14 protein-coding genes are annotated in these 16,833 nt (G+C 71.3%); 4 read left to right on the top strand and 10 right to left on the bottom strand.

Annotation, left to right across the window (positions count from 1 at the left end; all coding sequences use genetic code 11):
* Window positions 1-61 precede the first annotated feature (61 nt).
* The gene (locus ACFQVC_RS07970) at window positions 62-835 is read left to right on the top strand and encodes an ANTAR domain-containing protein (protein WP_381828049.1); all 774 of its coding nucleotides are present in this window, start codon (window positions 62-64) and stop codon (window positions 833-835) included.
* A 5-nt stretch (window positions 836-840) separates the two neighbouring features.
* Here ACFQVC_RS07970 and ACFQVC_RS07965 read toward each other — a convergent pair whose 3' ends face one another.
* From ACFQVC_RS07965 to ACFQVC_RS07955, 3 genes are all read right to left on the bottom strand, one after another.
* A complete protein-coding gene (locus tag ACFQVC_RS07965) occupies window positions 841-1,305 on the bottom strand; it encodes a peroxiredoxin (protein ID WP_381828046.1) in 465 nt (154 codons plus the stop codon).
* Window positions 1,302-1,691: a DoxX family protein gene (locus ACFQVC_RS07960; RefSeq protein WP_381828044.1), complete on the bottom strand. Its 390-nt coding sequence runs from the start codon at window positions 1,689-1,691 to the stop codon at window positions 1,302-1,304. The genes ACFQVC_RS07965 and ACFQVC_RS07960 overlap by 4 nt, the downstream gene beginning before the upstream one ends.
* A 98-nt stretch (window positions 1,692-1,789) precedes the next feature.
* Entirely contained in the window at window positions 1,790-3,307 is a 1,518-nt protein-coding gene (locus ACFQVC_RS07955) for an SDR family oxidoreductase (protein ID WP_381828042.1), read from the bottom strand.
* Window positions 3,308-3,658: 351 nt separating this feature from the next.
* Between ACFQVC_RS07955 and ACFQVC_RS07950 the strand changes: the two genes are divergently transcribed.
* Window positions 3,659-4,528, top strand: coding sequence for an FkbM family methyltransferase (locus tag ACFQVC_RS07950; RefSeq protein WP_381828040.1), 870 nt, complete (start codon window positions 3,659-3,661; stop codon window positions 4,526-4,528).
* Window positions 4,529-4,640: 112 nt separating this feature from the next.
* On the opposite strand, the gene ACFQVC_RS07945 is transcribed toward ACFQVC_RS07950, so the two are convergent.
* Both ACFQVC_RS07945 and ACFQVC_RS07940 read right to left on the bottom strand, forming a co-directional pair.
* A complete protein-coding gene (locus tag ACFQVC_RS07945; RefSeq protein WP_381828038.1) occupies window positions 4,641-5,492 on the bottom strand; it encodes a class II fructose-bisphosphate aldolase in 852 nt (283 codons plus the stop codon).
* A gap of 133 nt (window positions 5,493-5,625) precedes the next feature.
* A complete protein-coding gene (locus ACFQVC_RS07940; RefSeq protein ID WP_381828035.1) occupies window positions 5,626-6,597 on the bottom strand; it encodes an SIS domain-containing protein in 972 nt (323 codons plus the stop codon).
* 325 nt (window positions 6,598-6,922) lie between these two features.
* On the opposite strand from ACFQVC_RS07940, the gene ACFQVC_RS07935 reads away from it, so the two are divergent.
* Window positions 6,923-7,720: a DeoR/GlpR family DNA-binding transcription regulator gene (locus ACFQVC_RS07935; protein ID WP_381828032.1), complete on the top strand. Its 798-nt coding sequence runs from the start codon at window positions 6,923-6,925 to the stop codon at window positions 7,718-7,720.
* Window positions 7,721-7,752: 32 nt separating this feature from the next.
* On the opposite strand, the gene ACFQVC_RS07930 is transcribed toward ACFQVC_RS07935, so the two are convergent.
* Window positions 7,753-9,192, bottom strand: coding sequence for a Gfo/Idh/MocA family protein (locus ACFQVC_RS07930; protein ID WP_381828030.1), 1,440 nt, complete (start codon window positions 9,190-9,192; stop codon window positions 7,753-7,755).
* A gap of 264 nt (window positions 9,193-9,456) precedes the next feature.
* On the opposite strand from ACFQVC_RS07930, the gene ACFQVC_RS07925 reads away from it, so the two are divergent.
* Window positions 9,457-11,463: a family 20 glycosylhydrolase gene (locus ACFQVC_RS07925; protein ID WP_381828028.1), complete on the top strand. Its 2,007-nt coding sequence runs from the start codon at window positions 9,457-9,459 to the stop codon at window positions 11,461-11,463.
* Window positions 11,464-11,522: 59 nt separating this feature from the next.
* Here ACFQVC_RS07925 and ACFQVC_RS07920 read toward each other — a convergent pair whose 3' ends face one another.
* The 4 genes from ACFQVC_RS07920 to ACFQVC_RS07905 form a co-directional block, all read right to left on the bottom strand.
* Complete coding sequence (locus ACFQVC_RS07920) at window positions 11,523-12,512, bottom strand: glycoside hydrolase family protein (protein ID WP_381828026.1); 990 nt, start codon at window positions 12,510-12,512, stop codon at window positions 11,523-11,525.
* A gap of 100 nt (window positions 12,513-12,612) precedes the next feature.
* Window positions 12,613-13,899: a transporter gene (locus ACFQVC_RS07915; protein ID WP_381828024.1), complete on the bottom strand. Its 1,287-nt coding sequence runs from the start codon at window positions 13,897-13,899 to the stop codon at window positions 12,613-12,615.
* An 8-nt stretch (window positions 13,900-13,907) separates the two neighbouring features.
* Window positions 13,908-14,633 carry a hypothetical protein gene (locus ACFQVC_RS07910; protein ID WP_381828022.1) on the bottom strand — a complete coding sequence of 242 codons (726 nt, stop codon included), beginning with the start codon at window positions 14,631-14,633 and terminating at the stop codon, window positions 13,908-13,910.
* Entirely contained in the window at window positions 14,630-16,759 is a 2,130-nt protein-coding gene (locus ACFQVC_RS07905; RefSeq protein WP_381828020.1) for a hydantoinase/oxoprolinase family protein, read from the bottom strand. The genes ACFQVC_RS07910 and ACFQVC_RS07905 overlap by 4 nt, the downstream gene beginning before the upstream one ends.
* Window positions 16,760-16,833: the final 74 nt, after the last annotated feature.

Below are 16,833 nucleotides of genomic sequence, written 5' to 3'. Positions count from 1 at the left end.
GAGGGGTGGGACGCCACTCTGTTTCAGGAACCGGGGGCAGTGCCGGAGGGAAAGGCGGGTCATGCCAGAGTTCGCGCACAACTCACCCGCGGTCACCGCGCAGGTTGCGGACGAGGCGGAAACCAGTACGACGGTGGGACCGATGCGCACCGTACTGGCCGTGGAGTTCTTACCCGACAAGGATCGCGAAGTCGTCGTGGTGCGTGGGGAGGTGGACCTCGCCGCCGGCCCTCAGCTGCAGCACGTGCTGCGCATGGCCCTGTCCCGCTCGGCCCTGGGGATCGACCTCGACCTGAGCGGCGTCGGCTTCTTCGACTGCTCCGGGCTCAACATCCTGCTCGGCGTGCGCAAACGGGCCCTCGACGACGCCAAGACCGTCCGCATCCGCGCGGCAAGTCCCGCCGTCACACGGCTCCTTGCCCTGGCCGGGGCGGAATCCCTGTTCGACAGCGCCTCCCCCGACCGCCCCGCGGCACCGGCCGCGGACGGCGGCGATGGGGCGCAGGACGGGGCCACCGAGCAGGATCTGCGGATCGAGATGGTGCAGTTGCGGCGGGCTCTGCAGACCCGGCCCACCATCGACCTGGCCCGCGGCATCCTGATGGCCTCTTTCGAGCTGAGCTCCGACGAAGCCTGGCAGGCGCTGGTGTCGGTCTCCCAGAACACCAACACCAAGCTGCACGGCCTGGCCCAGGTCGTGGTCGACACCATCAAGGGCGACGCCCTGCCCGAGCACGTCATGCGCCATCTGTCCGCGGCCATCTCGACGGTCCAGACGGAGCCGCCGCCACCGCAGCCCCCGCCCGCCGCCGACGGCACGCCCGCGGCTTCCTGAGCTGTTCAGGACTGTGCGCGCAGCGCGGCGAGCGCACGGTCGGCGTGCACGCTCATCCGGATTTCGCTGCGGATCACCTCGATGACCGTGCGGTCCGTGCCGATGACGAAGGTGACACGCTTGGTGGGCGCCAGGGAGAAGCCCCGGGCCACGCCGAAGCGGCCTCGCACCACACCGTCGGCGTCGGACAGCAGGGGCATACCGAGGGTGTGCTGCTGCGCGAACTGCCGCTGGCGCTCGACCGGATCGGAGCTGACCCCCACGGGGCGGGCGCCGACGGCGGCGAACTCCGTGGCCAGATCACGGAAGTGGCAGGCTTCCGCGGTACAGCCGGGCGTCAGCGCGGCAGGGTAGAAGAACAGCACCACGGGCCCGTCGGCGAGCAGCTCCGAGAGGGTGCGCGCGGTGCCGGTCTCGTCGAAAAGGGTGAAGTCCTCGACGCTGTCGCCGACTTCGATACGACGACTCACGCCCGCCCCTCCTCGCTCTTCGCCACGCTCAGGGCCCAGCGCACAAGCGGCACCTGCAGCGGCAGCCGCGCCAGTGCGGCCGCCTTCAAAGGCGCGGGGCGATGCCACCAGTCGGCGGCCATCTGCACGTTGGCCGGGAACACCGCGACGAAGAAACCCGCCGTGGCCAGAGCGGCGGCACGGCGGGTGCGCGGCACCGCAAGACCTGCGGCCAGCGTCAGCTCGACGGCGCCGCTGGCGTAGGTCCACGCGCGCGGCGAGCCCGGCAGGGCCCGCGGGATGGTCGCGTCGAACTGCTTGGGGACGACGCAGTGCGCCACCGCTGCCCCGGCAAGAAGTCCGGCCAGATACAGCGGGGATCGAGACGATCGGCTTGACGGTGACATGGCGCCTCCTTCGGTGACGCCGCCACCTTACTCGACAGTAAGTCGCCGTCACCGCTCTGCACGATCAGCCGGACGGCCCCTGCTCCGACCGGCCCCCGTCAACTCTGCTCATGCGACGAGGCCGCCGTGCGGGTGATGTTGCGGGCCATGCCGCCGAAGAGGACGGCGTGGAAGGGCGCCACGCTCCACCAGTACAGGTGGCCGAGCAGCCCGTGCGGATGGAACAGCGCACGCTGGCGATAGCTGACCCGGCCCTCTTCGTCCTCATGCACCCACATCTCCAGCCAGGCGAGACCGGGCAGCCGCATCTCGGCACGCAGGCGAAGCAGCCGGCCACGGTCGATCTCCTCGACCCGCCAGAAGTCCAGGGTCTCCCCCACTCTCAGCCGATGGGCGTCGCGCCGTCCACGGCGCAGGCCGACCCCGCCGACGAGACGGTCGAGCCAGCCGCGCACGGCCCAGGCGTACGGCGACGAGTACCAGCCGTTCTCACCGCCGATACCCTCGATGACCCGCCACAGCTGCTGCGGCGTGGCCTCGACGTCCCGGCGGCGGCAGTCGGTGTAGAGGCTGCCGCCCGCCCAGTCGGGGTCGGTGGGCAACGGGTCACTGGGGGCGCCGGGGACGGCCGCGGAGGACCAACGGGTGGCGACCTGGGCGCATTTCACGCGCTGCAGCGCCAGGGACAGGGCCGTGGGAAAGTCGATGGGGCGGCCCGGCTCGTCGGGGGCGTAGCGGCTGATGTCGTGTTCCCCGCAGACCACTTCGTGGCGCAGCGATTCGGCCAGGGGCCGGGCGATCGACCGGGGTACGGGCGTCACCAGGGAGACCCACTGGCTCGACAGGCCGGGGGTGAGCATCGGGACGGGCAGGATCAGCCGGCGCGGCAGCCGGGCGACACGGGCATAGGTCCGCATCATGTCGCGGTACGTCATCACATCGGGGCCGCCCACGTCGAAGCCGCGGTTCACCTCCGCCGGCATCCGCGCGCCGGCCACGAGGTAGCGCAGGGCGTCGCGTACGGCCAGGGGCTGCAGCCGAGTGCGCACCCAGCTGGGGGTGACCATGACGGGGAGGCGTTCGGTGAGGTAGCGCAGCATCTCGAAGGACGCCGAGCCCGAGCCGATGATGACCGCGGCGCGCAGTACGGTCGCGGGCACGGCCGACTCCAGGAAGATCCGGGCGACTTCCGCGCGCGAGCGCAGATGCGGTGACAGGGAGCGTTCCGGGATGCCCGCGGGGGTCAGCGCCCCCAGATAGACGATCCGCCGCACGCCCGCGTCCTCGGCGGCGGCCGCGAACACCTGGGCGGCCTCGCGGTCCTTCCGCTCGAAGTCGCGGCCGCTGCCCAGGGAGTGCACCAGGTAATAGGCGACGTCGACGCCGCGCATCGCCGCCGCCGCGGAGTCCGGGTCGCAGACATCGCCCTGCACCACCTCGACGCGCTCCGACCAGGGATAGTCGCGCAGCTTGAGCGGCGTACGGGCCAGACACCGCACGCGGTGCCCGGCCTCGAGCAGTTCGGGCACGAGGCGCCCTCCGATGTAGCCGCTCGCTCCCGTCACCAGGCAGTGCAGCACCTCGGGAACGCCATCGTCTCCGTCTTCGCCGGCCATCACACGACTCCTCGGACCTGTCGACCTGCCTTGCGGGCCGCGTGCGATCCGCGCCGCCGGAGTGCGTACCGGACGCGCGCCGATCGTTCGCGTTCCCCCAGGTTTCGTCGTCCGCGCCCGCATCGGGGACAGCCACGCCGCAGATGGGGGTGGCTGCGAGGCATCCGGGCGTAGTCGTGGCCGAGCCGCATGAACAGCCCATGCGCCCGGTGCGTGAGGCGGCGGCGACCGTGCTGGTCGCGGCCATCAGCGGATGGCTGTGACTGACGGTGGTGGGGCACGAGGGTGAAACCGGGCGGGGCCGCGACGATGACGCAGGAAAGCTCCCTGCCTCTGGCTAGATTCGGCTGAATGTCTCCCACTTTGATGCGTACCGGAAGTGATCTGTTCCTCGGTGTTCCGGGCCTCCAGCGCGCGGTGCGCGCCGCCGCCCTGCAGGGACTGCTGCCCCGCCAGGTATGGGGTCGCCTGCACCCCACCGGGGGCTGGACCCTGCGGGCGCCGGACGGCCATCCGTTCCGGTACATCAGCAGCAAGGACGACATCCTGGCCCGCAGCCTGATCTGGACCAATATGCGGCACTGGGAGGAGACCACCATCCCGGTCTTCTACGCCCTGGCCCAACAGGTCCGCTGTTTCGCCGACTTCGGCGCCTTCTCCGGCATCTACACCCTGCTGGCCTGTCGGGCCAACCCCTCTCTGCGGGCCGTGGCCGTCGAACCCAACCCCGGCGCGGCCGCCATGCTGCGGCGCAACATCGAGGCCAACGACCTCACCGGCCGCGTCACCATCAGCGACCACGCCCTGTCGGACTCCCCGGGCCGCACCCACCTGGGCATCCCGGCCGACACCACCGCTGCCTCGCTGCTGGCCGCACCGAACGCCACGCATACCGTGGAAGTCGAGGTCACCACCGGGGACGAGCTATTGAAGGGCCTGCCCGTGGACCTCGTGAAGATCGACGTCGAGGGACTCGAGCCGCAGGTCCTGCGCGGCATGGCACGGACCATCGCAGCCCACCATCCCGCGATCATCGCCGAGTGCCTCAGCAAGCAGGCCCTGGACACCCTCTGCGAGACCGCCCGGGAGCTGGGCTACCACCACATCCACCATCTCAGCAGCACGGGCCCGGTCCCGGTCACCGACGATCTCGTACCACCCGACAGCTACGCCAACTTCCTGATCACCTACGAGCCGATGCGGCTCACGCACGTCCGCTGAGCGCTCCGCGGGGAAGTCCGGTAGAGCACCTGCGGGTGCGTCGTGGCTGGTCGCGCAGTTCCCCGCGCCCCTTTGGGGCACGACGAACCGCACCGCACTTCCCCCGAGCCGCTCAGAGGCCCTGGTCCAGTTCGCCGTGCAGGACCCCGAGCAATCGGGCCACCTCGGTGGCGACGGCGTCGCGGGCGGGGCCGAGGTATTTGCGGGGGTCGGCGGTTTCGGGGTGGGACTCCAGATAGGTGCGGGCGGCCTGGGTGAAGGCCTTGTTGAGGTGAGTGGAGACATTGACCTTCGTCATGCCGGACTTGACGGCCCTGGCGAGGCCCGCGTCCCCCACTCCTGACGAGCCGTGCAGGACGAGCGGCACGCTCACCGCGTCGCGCAGCCGGCTGATGAGGGCGAAGTCGAGGACCGCGTCCCGGGTGAGCATGGCGTGCGAGCTGCCCACGGCCACCGCGAGGGCGTCGACGGCGGTGGCGGCGACGAAGTCGCTCGCCTCGCCGGGGTCGGTGCGTACGCCGGGGGCGTGTGCACCGTCCTTGCCTCCGACCTCACCGAGTTCCGCCTCGACCCATATGTTCCTGGCGTGGCAGTGCTCCGTGATCTCCCGGGTGGCGGCCACGTTCTTCGCGTACGGGAGCTTCGAGGCGTCGAACATGACGGAGGTGAAGCCGAGTTGGACGGCCTCGTGCACCAGGTCGGGGGACTCGGCGTGGTCGAGGTGGACGGCGACGGGGGCGCGCGAGGCGCGGGCGACGGCGAGGGCGGCGACGCCGATCGGCTCCAGGGAGCCGTGGTAGCGGACGGTGTTCTCGCTGATCTGCAGGATCACGGGCCGCCCCGCGGCCTCGGCCCCCCGCACGATGGCGACGGCGTGTTCGAGCTGCACGACGTTGAACGCCCCGACGCCGACGCCGCCTCGGGTCGCGGAGCGCAGGATCTCGCCAGTGGGCGTGAGCGGCATGGACTTCCTCCACGGTTACGGCGATACAGGCGGTATGGGCGGTACGGAGACGGCGGTCGGCGGTAGGTGCCGGCGTCGGGGGCGATCACGCTGCGGTGCCCGCTGTGTTCCTCGGGCCGGGTGCTCGGATTGCTCAGGCGTGGTGTTCGAGGACGACGGACCGGGTCAGGTTGCGGGGCCGGTCGGGGTCGTGGCCGCGGGCTTCGGCGAGCAGGACCGCGAGCCGCTGGACGCGGATGAGGTCGGCGAGCGGGTCGAGGGCCGGGCCTGCGCCGGTGGAAGCCGGGACGGAAGCCGGGTCCGAGGCGGCGACCAGGGTGCCGCCGACGCGTGCCACGTCGTCGGCCAGGCCGGCCGGCAGGGGGCCGAACGCCCAGGTGACGCGGCCGGGTCCGGTGATGCTGATCGGTCCGTGGCGGTACTCCATGGCCGGGTACGCCTCGGTCCAGGCACCCGCGGCCTCGCGCATCTTCAGTCCGGCTTCCAGGGCCAGGCCGTACGTCCAGCCGGTGCCGAGGAAGGTGAACTGTTCCGCTCCGCGCACGGCGGCGTCCAGCGGCTCGGCGAGGGCCTGTTCGGCGTCGCGGATGGCGGCGTCGAGGGGTTCTACGTCGGCCGGCAGGGCGCCCTGCTCCTCCAAGTGGGCGCGCAGCAGGGCGAGGGTGGCGGTGGCGAAGCGGGTCTGGACGACGGACCCCTCGTCGGCGAAGTCCAGGACGACGGCGGCGTCGGCGGCATCCATGACGGGGGTCGCGCCGTCGGCGGTGATCACGGCGGTCGGTGTGCCGCCCTTCACCCGGTGCAGCAGGTCGAGGACTTCGGTGGTGGTGCCGGACCGGGTGATGGCCAGGACGCTGTCGTAGCGGCGGCCGTGCGGGAACTCGGAGGCGGCGAACGCGTGGGTCTCGCCGTGGCCGCCGCTCTCCCGCAGGGCGGCGTAGGACTGGGCCATGAACCACGACGTTCCGCAGCCGACGACGGCGACGCGCTCCCCCCGGCGGGGCAGGGCCTCGATGTGCCGGGGCAGCGACTGTGCGGCGCGCAGCCATACGGCGGGCTGCGAGGCGATCTCGGCCGAGGTGCGGGAGGAACTGTTGGCGGACAAAGCGGCGTACTCCTTCGGGAAGGACGGTCAGCGGCCGACTGCCGCCCCACCGTCATCCTCGGTTGCGTGAACTTGCGCTATCCAGCGGCATATTGAGCACTTGTGAGCACTCATTGTGGTGCGCAGTATTCAGCAGGAGGGAACGCCGAGTCCAGGGGTTGTTACGCGACCGTTGCCGAGAAGCCGACGCCCTGCATGGATACGTCTGCGCGGGCGGCGCGCCTTTCGATCAGTTCCGCGCACTCCGCCGCCCTCGTTCCCTGCTCGTTCACGCATCCCTTAACGTGTCGAGAGCGCAGGACCGATGCCCGAAGGAGCCCGACACATGTCCAAACATGAGCGGTGGAGCCGACTGCTGGAGTTGCTGGCCGCCGAGGGCAGGTTGGACGTCGAGGACGCGGCGACGACGCTCGAGGTGTCACCCGCGACCATCCGACGGGATCTCGACGAACTCGACGAACAGCAGATGCTGGTACGCACCCGGGGCGGCGCCGTCGCGCACGGTGTCTCCTACGAACTGCCCCTGCGCTACAAGTCCTCCCGGCACACCTCGGAGAAGCAGCGCATCGCCGCGGCCGCCGCCGAACTCATCGGCGAAGGCGACGTGGTGGGCCTCAACGGCGGCACCACGACCACCGAGGTGGCACGCGCACTCGCGCTGCGCGCGGGCAGCGGCCGCCGGGACACGTCGGACACAGCGGCCCCCTCGTTCACCGTGGTCACCAACGCGCTCAACATCGCCGGGGAACTCGCCGTACGCCCGCAGATCAAGATCGTGGTGACCGGCGGGGTCGCACGCCCCCAGACATACGAACTCGTCGGCCCCCTGACCGTGGGGGTGTTGAACGAGGTCTTCCTCGACGTGGCCGTCCTCGGGGTCGACGGCGTCGACCCGCAGCTGGGCGTGATGACCCACCAGGAGGACGAGGCCAGCATCAGCCGGCTCTTCGCCGAGCGGGCCCGCCGCGTCATCGTGGTCACCGACTCCTCGAAGATGGGCCGGCGCGCCTTCGCGAGGATCTGCGGCATGGACCGCATCGACGTCCTGGTGACCGATGCGGCCCTGCCCGCCGACATGGCCGCCCAGCTCACCGAGGCGGGCATCAAGGTCCACATCGTCTGACCCGCCTCCGGCCAGATTCCCTGCCGCGACCCTCAGGCCACCGGAGGCATCTCGGACTTACGCGAGTCCAGGCCCGGGCGCTGATTCACCCAGGAGCCGCGGGTGAAGTCCGGCATCTCGACCGGACGGCCGCCCGCAGCAAGGGACTTGACGCTCAGCGGCACCGGCGAGCACCAGGTTGCGGAGTCGTAGACGTCGATGTCGGGGACGAGCCCGGCGCGCATCAGCTGGACGGTGCGCCACTGCAGCACGTAGTCCATGCCCCCGTGGCCGCCGTTCTCGGCGTCGTCTCCGATCTCCTTCCAGATCCAGTGGTCGAACTCCTTGCCGTAGGTGTCGAACGGCTGCCAGGCATGGCCGCTGTGGTCGGGCTCGAGGTAGACGCGCCCGCCGTCGGTCGCGTTGACGCCCGCGTAGTCCTCGAAGATGCCCCGGCTGCCGGCGAGGGTGTTGATCCGGCTGTACGGCCGGGGCGAACTGACGTCGTGCTCGGCCCTGATGACCCGGCCCTTGTCCGTGTCGATCAGGCAGGTGACCAGGTCACCGTTGATGTAGGTCTCTTTCCACGAGGGGTGCGACTTCGGGATGAACCGCTCCCGGTAGTCGGCCAGGCCCCTGGGCTCGGTCGCGGTGGCCCGCAGCACCGTCATCCGGTCGCCGCGGTTGATGTCCATGGCCGCGGCGATCGGCGCGAGGCCGTGCATCGGGTAGAAGGAGGCGGTGCTGCGGGTGTGCCACAGGCGACGCCAGGAGTCGGTGTAGTACGTGTCGGAGAAGAGCAGTTCGCGCAGGTCGTGCAGATAGCCGCCGTGCCCGTTGGTGACGTCGCCGAACAGTCCCTCGTGCGCCATCCTCAGCATCGCCAGCTCGTTACGGCCGTAGGAGCAGTTCTCCGAGAGGATCAGATGGCGGCGGGTGCGCTCGGAGGTGTCGACCAGGTCCCACAGCTCGTCGAGCTCGGTGGCGATGGGCAGTTCGACGATGACGTGCTTGCCCGCCTCCAGTGCGTCCTTGGCCTGGCGGTAGTGGAACTCCCAGGGGGTGGCGATATAGACGAGGTCGATGTCGTCGCGCCGCAGCAGCTGCGCGTACGACTCGTCCGAACCGCCGAGCTCTGCGGGGCGCGGCTTGCCCTTCGCGACCAGCTGGTCCGCGGTGCGCTTGACGCGGTCCGCGCGTATGTCACAGACGGCGGTCACCGTACAGCCGGGAATGATGGACCAGCCCTCGCACATGGGACCGCCCCGGTTGCCGAGCCCGATCACGCCGACGCGGACGGTCTTGTGGACCTCGAAGGGCACGTTGACCATCGACTTCTGGCCGGTCCCGCGCCGGGGCGCTGGGGCCGGCACCGCCCCGGCCCGCTCCAGCGGCGCCGCCTGCGCGGAGCCGCCGCCGGCCGCCAGCGCCCCCGTCGTGGCCAGAGCGCCGCCCAGAAGCAAACGGCGTGAGACTGCGGGGAATTCGGGCATCAGGGAACGCTCCTCGGGTCCGCGATTCGGCATCACTGCGGCACGACTCTGGTGGGATCGACGCAGGCATGTCAATAGTTGCTTGCAGAGGCGCTGTTGCGAACAAGACCGAACATCAGGGTCGATTGGGCTCCGCTTCCGCCACCGGCCATCCGGGCCCCCGGCACGGCGGCTTCTCGGCAGCAGCTTGCTTGAAGCTGCTCTCAACTCCCCTCTTTCACGCACCCGTTGACACCTCATGCCGGGTGCGCTGCACTGTCAGCCATGCGTCGAGCAGCCCCCGTGGCCCCCCTGTCCGCCGCCGCCCTCCTGGCCGCCGCGCTCAGCACTACGCCCGTCGACGCCGGAGCGGCCGAGGCCCGCAATCCGGCGCCCGTGACCGTCCCGGAGATCCGCAACTGGCAGGGCAGCAGCGGCAGTTGGCAACTAGCCGCACAGAGCCGGATCGTCCTCTCCCCCACCGACAAGGCCGCCCTTGCCGAGACCGCGACCATGCTCGCCACCGAACTGCACCAGCAAGAGGGGGTCCGGCCACCCGTCGTCACCGGCACCCCGCGGACGTACGACATCGCGCTCACCCTGAGCCAGCCGCCCGGCGTCAACTCGAAGGAGGGCTACCAGCTCTCCTTCGACGAGACCGCCACAGTCCGGGCCGGCACCCGCCAGGGCGTCCTGTACGGCACCCGCACCCTGCTCCAGGCGCTGCGCACCGCCGCGACACCCCGCACCGTCGTCCGCGGCACCGCCACCGACTGGCCGACGCAGGGCTCACGCGGCCAGATGCTCGACGCGGGCCGCAAGTACTACCCCGTCGACTACCTCAGGCAGCAGATCCGCCAGACCGCCTGGTACAAGCTCAACACCTTCCATCTGCACCTGTCCGACTGGAACGGTTACCGGATCGAGAGCACGAAGCATCCGGAGATCGTCTCCGAACAGCACTACACCAAAGCGGAGTTGAGGGACCTCGACGCCTACGCGGCGCGCTACGGGGTGACGATCGTGCCCGAGATCGACCTGCCGGGCCACGCAGCCGCCATCGGCAAGGCCCGTCCCGACCTCGCCTTCGCCTGCGAGCCGATGTCCCGGCCCGACAACAACTGGGAGGGCTCGGACCAGGGCCACTGGACCCTCGACTACACCAAACCCGAGACCCGCGCCTTCGCCCGTGACCTCGTCGCGGAGGTCGCCGGCATCTTCAGCGGCCCGTACGTCCATGTCGGCACCGACGAGGTGCCGCTCACGCCCGCGCAGCAGGCCTGCCCCGAACTCGTCGCGTACCAGAAGCAGAAGGGCTACCCCCACCCCGGTGACGTCCTGGTGGAATTCATCAACGACCTCGACGCGGCGGTACGCGCCCAGGGCAAGACCACACAGATCTGGCAGTGGTGGGACTACGAACAGCAGACCAGCATCGACCCGGACCAGCGGATCGTCGTCAACGAGTGGCTCTCCAGCCCCGAGGGCCGCGCCGCCCAGGGCTACCCGGTGATCGGCACGCAGGACGGCCCGCTGTATGTCAGCCCCGGTCTCGGCTCCAAGCCCGGCAGTTACGGCTTCTTCGACGTCCGCACGACGTACAAGGACTATCCGTTCACGGCGCAGGAGGGCATTCTCGGCTACCGCGTGGCCCGCTGGTCGGACCGTACCCAGAAGCTCCCGGTCGGCTGGGTCGACTACTTCGCGCGCCGCCCCCTCGCCGTGGTCGCCGACCGCACCTGGGCCAAGCCGGCCGGTTCGGATGTACGCCCCTTCCTCAACCGCTACGACCAGGTGGGCGACGCCCCGCCGGTGGCCGCGGCCGACCCGGCCGACCTCGGCTCGCAGATCGGCGCCAACCCGGGGATGCTCGGCCAGGACGGCTGGACGGCAACCGCGAGCAGCGCCGAGACGGCGGCCGAGCCGGGCGCCGCGGGCCGGGCCGTGGACAACGACCCGTACACCCACTGGCACAGCGCCTATTCCGCGACGCTCCCGCAGCAGCTCTCCGTGGACCTGGGCGGCACGCGGCGCATCGCGGGCGTGCGCTACATGCCGCGCCAGGACGGCGGGGTGAACGGCGTGGTCAAGGGCTATGAGGTCCTCGTATCGGACGACGGGACCGGCTGGCGGAAGGTGGCCGAGGGCGGCTTCCCCGCCGACCGCACCGAATACGTCGTCCCCTTCAAGGCGGTTTCCGCGCGGCACATCGCGCTGCGGGTGCTGAGCGAGCACGGTCCCGAGGGCAGGTACGCGTCGGTGGCGGAGCTGGACGCGGTACGGGCGCGCTGAGGCTCACCCTCCGGGGCGCGGGACGGCGGTGTGCCGGCCGCCTCCGGCCGCCCCGCTCCTCAGCCCCTGGCCACCGCGATCGCCCCCGAAAGCCGCTCGCCCGCCTCGTACACCATGTACGGCACGCCATGGTCGGTGCCGAAGCTGGGTGAGGCGGCGCGACCGTTCTCGGGGGCGGTGGCGCGGGAGTTGTAGAAGACGCCGAGGTGGTCGCGGCGGGTGAAGTCGTTGCCGACTTCGGTGATGAGGATGTCGCCGCCGCTCTCCTTGTCCGTGTTGCAGACGACGTACGCGGAGCCGTCACGGGTCAGCAGGTGCGGGCCGCCGACGTTGACGGCGCCCACCGCGGCGTGGTCGATGAGCGGCTTGGGGTCGATGGTCCACTTCCGTCCGTCCGCCGACCAACCCCAGCCGATGTCACGGTGGTTGGCGGTGGTGTTGCGCATGAACAGAATGACGTAGGCCGCTGCGCGGGCCGGCAGGTCGTGCCGGAAGACCCGGGCGTAGGAGGTCTCGGTGGTGCCGGCCGGGAGCATGGCCGTGCTCAGCACCACGGAGTCGTAGGTGAAGTTGATGCCGTCGCGGGAGCGGGCCAGGCGGGTGGTGGTGTTCTCGCCGTGGAAGTACAGCCACAGCTCCCGCAGGCCCGCATGCCACATGACGTGCGGGGAGGAGACATGGCTGACGGAGTAGTGCGGCTGCCAGTTGTTCGACACGATCGGGTTGCCGGGGTGTTCGGTGAACGGCCCTTCCAGGGAGTCCCCGTAGGCGAGGCAGATTCCGCCGGGGGCGTCGTGCGGCGCGTAGTAGAGGTAGTAGCGTCCCAGCGGGTCGGGCAGCTTGTCGTAGACCCCGCGGATACAGGGGAAGATGATCTCCCCGGTGGGGTTGTACGCGAGGTCCTCGGGGCGCAGCAGGGTCCGCTGGTAGGTGTAGTCGGGGAAGCCGCCGGGGGCGGCGAGCGCGGGGCGGGCAGCCGCTTCGCCGAGGGCGAGTGCGGCGCCGGACGCGGTGGCGGTGCGCAGGAGAGCGCGGCGGTCCATGGCCATGGAAGGTCTCCTTACAGGTCGTTGTGGGGCTTGCAGGTTGGTGGAAGCGCTGGTCGTCACCGGCCCTACAGGTAAGTGGAAGCGCTGGTCGTCACCGGCCCTACAGGTAAGTGGCGGCCGTGACGCACATGCCGCCCAGGCACACGCACCACACGTACGGCATGGTGCGGAGCATCACTTGGTGCGGGCTGACGCCGGAGTACTGCGCGGCCCACACGGTCTGCGTGCTGGTCGGGTCGGCGACGCCGAAGACCTGGTTGTACGAGGTGGTCATGCCGAGGACCGCGACGGCCGGGTAGATACCGGCGGCGATCAGGACGCCGGCGATGCCCGCGCCCAGGCCGTAGACGTTCAGCGGCCCGCGGTACAGACACAGCGGCGCGAGGAGCGTGAAGACCAGGACGAAGACCACCGGGTGGTGCGGAGTGACGGCCTTGACCAGCGGCTCCAGGGCACTGATGGACTCGGGCAGTTTGACCGCGGCGAGCAGGATGCCGATCGCGAGGAAGAGCACGATGGGCGGCGCCGCGACATCGAAACCGGCGTAAAGGGTGCGCAGCATGCGCTTGTTCATCTGCCGGGGCCTGGTCGTGGTCACGAGGGCGTACAGCACACCTGCCAGCAGCGACGGGATGATCGCCAGCTCGAATCCGAGGGCCAGGATCAGCGGTACGGCGGGGGCGAGCAGCGCGTACCAGGGGGCGTCACCGAGCCGTGCGGCCCGGTTCCGCTTCGCCTTCGGCGCGGCGGCCGAGGTGAGTGACCAGGCGTGCTCGACGCCCTTGCGCCGGGTTTCGATCAGTACGTACGCCACGGCCGCGGCCAGGGCGAACGGGAACAGCTTCAGCATGAAGCTCTTCACGGTGGCGATCGGCAGATCGAGTGCGGTGGAGAAGAACTGCCAGGCCGGCAGCTCGAACGGCACACCCACGGCGATGCCCATGAGGATCGTGCCCGCCGCGGTCACCTTGGGCACACCGACCGCGATCATCGCGGGGATGCCGATGATGCCGGCGAGCATCGCGGCCGGCGCGGAGCCGGTGACGGTGCCGACGAGGGCGGAGACGGCGAGGACGCCGAGCGCGACGACCGTGGGCCGGTCGCCGCCGAATTCGACGATTTTGCGGACCAGGGTGCCGGCGATGCCTGTCTCCTCGAGGAGCTTGCCGAGCCAGGAGCCCATCAGCACGGCGAGCATGGTGGCCGCGAGCATCACCGAGCCCTCCTGGAGCACGGTGTCGATGATGCTGTTCTTTCCGGTGAGCGGGGCGCCGGTGACGGCCGCGACGGCGAGTGCCACCAGGACGAGCGCGAAGGCCGTGGGGAGCTTGCGAGCAAGGATGAGCCCGACCCCGGCCAGCATGAGCAGCAGGATGACGATTGCCATGACGGGCCTCAGTTCTCTCTCAGGGTCTCGGCGGCGCGGGCGAGCGCGGCGGTGAGCAGGAGGGGGGTGCGGGGCAGGCCGAGGGTGGCCTGGGCGGCGGCGTGGGCGACGAGTTCACCGGCGCCGGCGACGTGGGCGGGCAGCCGCCACACGGTGTGTCCCAGGCGGCACTTGAGCGCGGCGCGCGCTGCCTTGTCGTGATGCAGGAGGTCGTGTGCCTTCTCGTGCGCCACGGCTGCCGCGCGTGCGGTGCCGGGCGGGAACCAGGCCTGCCAGCCGAGGAGTTGGACGGCTGCTTCGGCGAGCGCGAGGGTGTCGGTGAACAGCTCGACCGTCGGGGTGGGGCGGGTGCGGTAGCGGGCGAGCAGCAGCCGGTCGGGGTGCAGCCCGCCGGTGCTCTCGCGAATGGTCACCGCGGCCGGGGAACGGCCGCGGTGCGGCCCGGGGCCGGAGGTGTGGTGGACGCGGTGCTGCCCGGGGCCGGGGCTGTTGTGGCCGTGGTGCTGCCCGGGACCGTGCGTGGCGGCGAGTTCCGCGCCGAACCCGGTGGCGGCCGCGGCCCATCGTCGTAGCACCGCGGGATCGCGTCCCTCATGCGTCGGTGTGTTCGCCAGCAGTCGTACGCCGAACTCGACGTCGTCCAGGGCCGCCAGGCCCTCGCCTTCGGCGCGCAGTGCGGCCCGCCGGTCCGCCGCGAGTTCGCTGAGGCCGCCCGTCCGGGCGACGGCCCTCATGTGCGTACCTCGACAACCGCCACCACCGGCTCGTCGGCCGCGCGTGCGCGCAGCTCGCTGCGGGCGAGGGCGAGCAGCGGATCCGCCTCCAGGACCCCGGACAGATCCGCGATCCGCGAACCGAGCAGGAGCCGCAGCGCGGGGGCGCGGACACCGCCGTCGCCGTACGAGGTGGCATGGCGCACCAGCTCCGCCAGCACCTCCGGGGCCTCCCCCACGGTGGTCACGGTGACGCGTGCGTCGGCCGCGTGCAGCCGGACCACGCCGTCCGCGTCTAGCACCCGCACCGGGTGCAGGGGTTTGCGGAAGCGGCGCCGGCGCTGCGCCCCGTACACGGTGTGCGCGGGCGTCGACGCCAGTACCTCCACCGCCGCTTCCGGGGACTTGAGGCTGGCCGCGGCTTCGGTCAGCCGCTCCGCGGCGTCCGCCCGGTGGGCCCGGTCCTGGGTGCGCAGTTCGGTGGCGCCGGTGGCGATGGCGCGGACGGTGTTGGTCTGCGGGTCGACGGTGACCTCCACCTCGACGGCCGCCGGTGCCGCGCCCTGCTCGACGACGGCCGCATCGGCCTCGTTGCGTACGCCGAGGATCTGCTCCTGTGTGGCGCCCGGGATGATCCGTTCGACCTGCTCACGGACGAGGGCGAGCGCGACACCGATCGGGCTGATCACCTCGGCGTTGGCGGCGATCCGGCCGGTGAGTCCGGCGGCCGCGGCGAGGTGCGGGGTGACCGCGGCCGCGCCGCCGCCACCGCCGACGAGCAGCGCCGCGTCCTTGTCGAGGCGGTAGTCGCGGATCATGGTGTCCACGGTCTTGTGCACTTCGCGTATGCCCGCGTCGAGGACCTGCGTGGCAGCTCCCGCGATGTCGGTGCCGAGTGCGTCGGCGAGCGGCTGCAGCGCGAGGCGTGCCGAGGCCGGGTCGCAGGCGGCGAAGTCGCCCTCGGGAACGCGGCCGAGGGCGTTCGCGGCGCAGGTCATCGTCACCGCGTAGCGGCCGCCCGCGGCGTCGAGGACCGCGTAGTCGGCGGGGTCGCCGTCCAGGGGGCTCACGGTGGTCAGTTCGGCGCCCGCCAGGTCCGCCGGGGTGGCGTAACAGGCGTACGGCAGCCCGGCGATGTGCGCGCTGCGCGGCCCCGCCGCGGTGACCTTGCCCGCGCCGACGCGCACCATCGAGCCGCCGCCGACGCCCACGGTCCGCACGTCGAGGGCGGACAGGTACGACGGCTTGCCGAGGATGGTGGCGTGCCGGACCGCGACCTTGCCGCGGCGGATGACACTGATGTCGGTGGACGTGCCGCCGGTCTCCAGGAACACCCCCTCGCTGACCCGCTCCTGCATCAGCGCCCCGGCGACTCCGGCCGCGGGGCCGGAGAGGACGGTGAGCAGCGGACGGCGCCGCATCTCGTCCAGGGACATCACGCCGCCGTCGCAGCGCATCACCATCAGCGGCGAACTCACCCCCGCCGAGGCGATGCTGGAGTCCACCAGATCGGCCGTGGCCAGCATCTTCGGCAGGATGGCGGCGTTGACGACGGCGGTACGGGTGCGCTTGCGCAGCCCGTACAGCGACGTGATCTGGTGCGCGGCCGTCATCGGAAGGCCGTACGCCGCGGCTTCCGCGAGCACCGCCTCCTCTCCCGCGGGCACGTCCACGCTGAAGGGCTCGCTGGCGACGAGCACCTCGGCGCCCTGCTTGCGCACCTGCTCCACGGCCGTGCGCACGGCCGCCGCATCGTCGGGCTCTGCGATGTGCGCGTAGTGCAGCGGCAGCCGCTTGCCCGGGGCGAGTTCGAGGTGCGCGAGGCCCGCGAGGCGGCGGGTGGGCACGGCGCCGGGCCCGGTGCCGATGCCGAGCAGTCCGACCGGGGCGACATCGCCCTCAAGCAGGGCGTTGGTCGCCTGGGTGGTGCCGTGCGCGAGGAAGGCGACGTCCTCGGCTGCGCGGCCGGTTTCCTTGAGGAGCCGGTCGAGCGCCTCCACGATGCCGTGCGCGACACCGTCCTCATGATGGTGGCTGGTGGGCACCTTGACCTGGCCGACGAGCTCCAGGGTGGCGGAGTCGACGGCGACGGCGTCGGTGAAGGTTCCGCCGACGTCGATGCCGACGCGGATGCGGTGCGTGGTCATGGCTCGGGACACCTCCTCGTGTCGTAGGGGTGGAACAAGGGGTACGGGTCGTGGGGGCGAGCGCGGGTGCTGGT

Source organism: Streptomyces monticola (assembly GCF_042665355.1).
In the GTDB taxonomy this organism is placed as follows: Bacteria; Actinomycetota; Actinomycetes; order Streptomycetales; family Streptomycetaceae; genus Streptomyces; species Streptomyces monticola.
The sequence above is the reverse complement of the archived record's forward strand: the minus strand, read 5'-3'. Positions and strand labels throughout refer to the sequence as shown.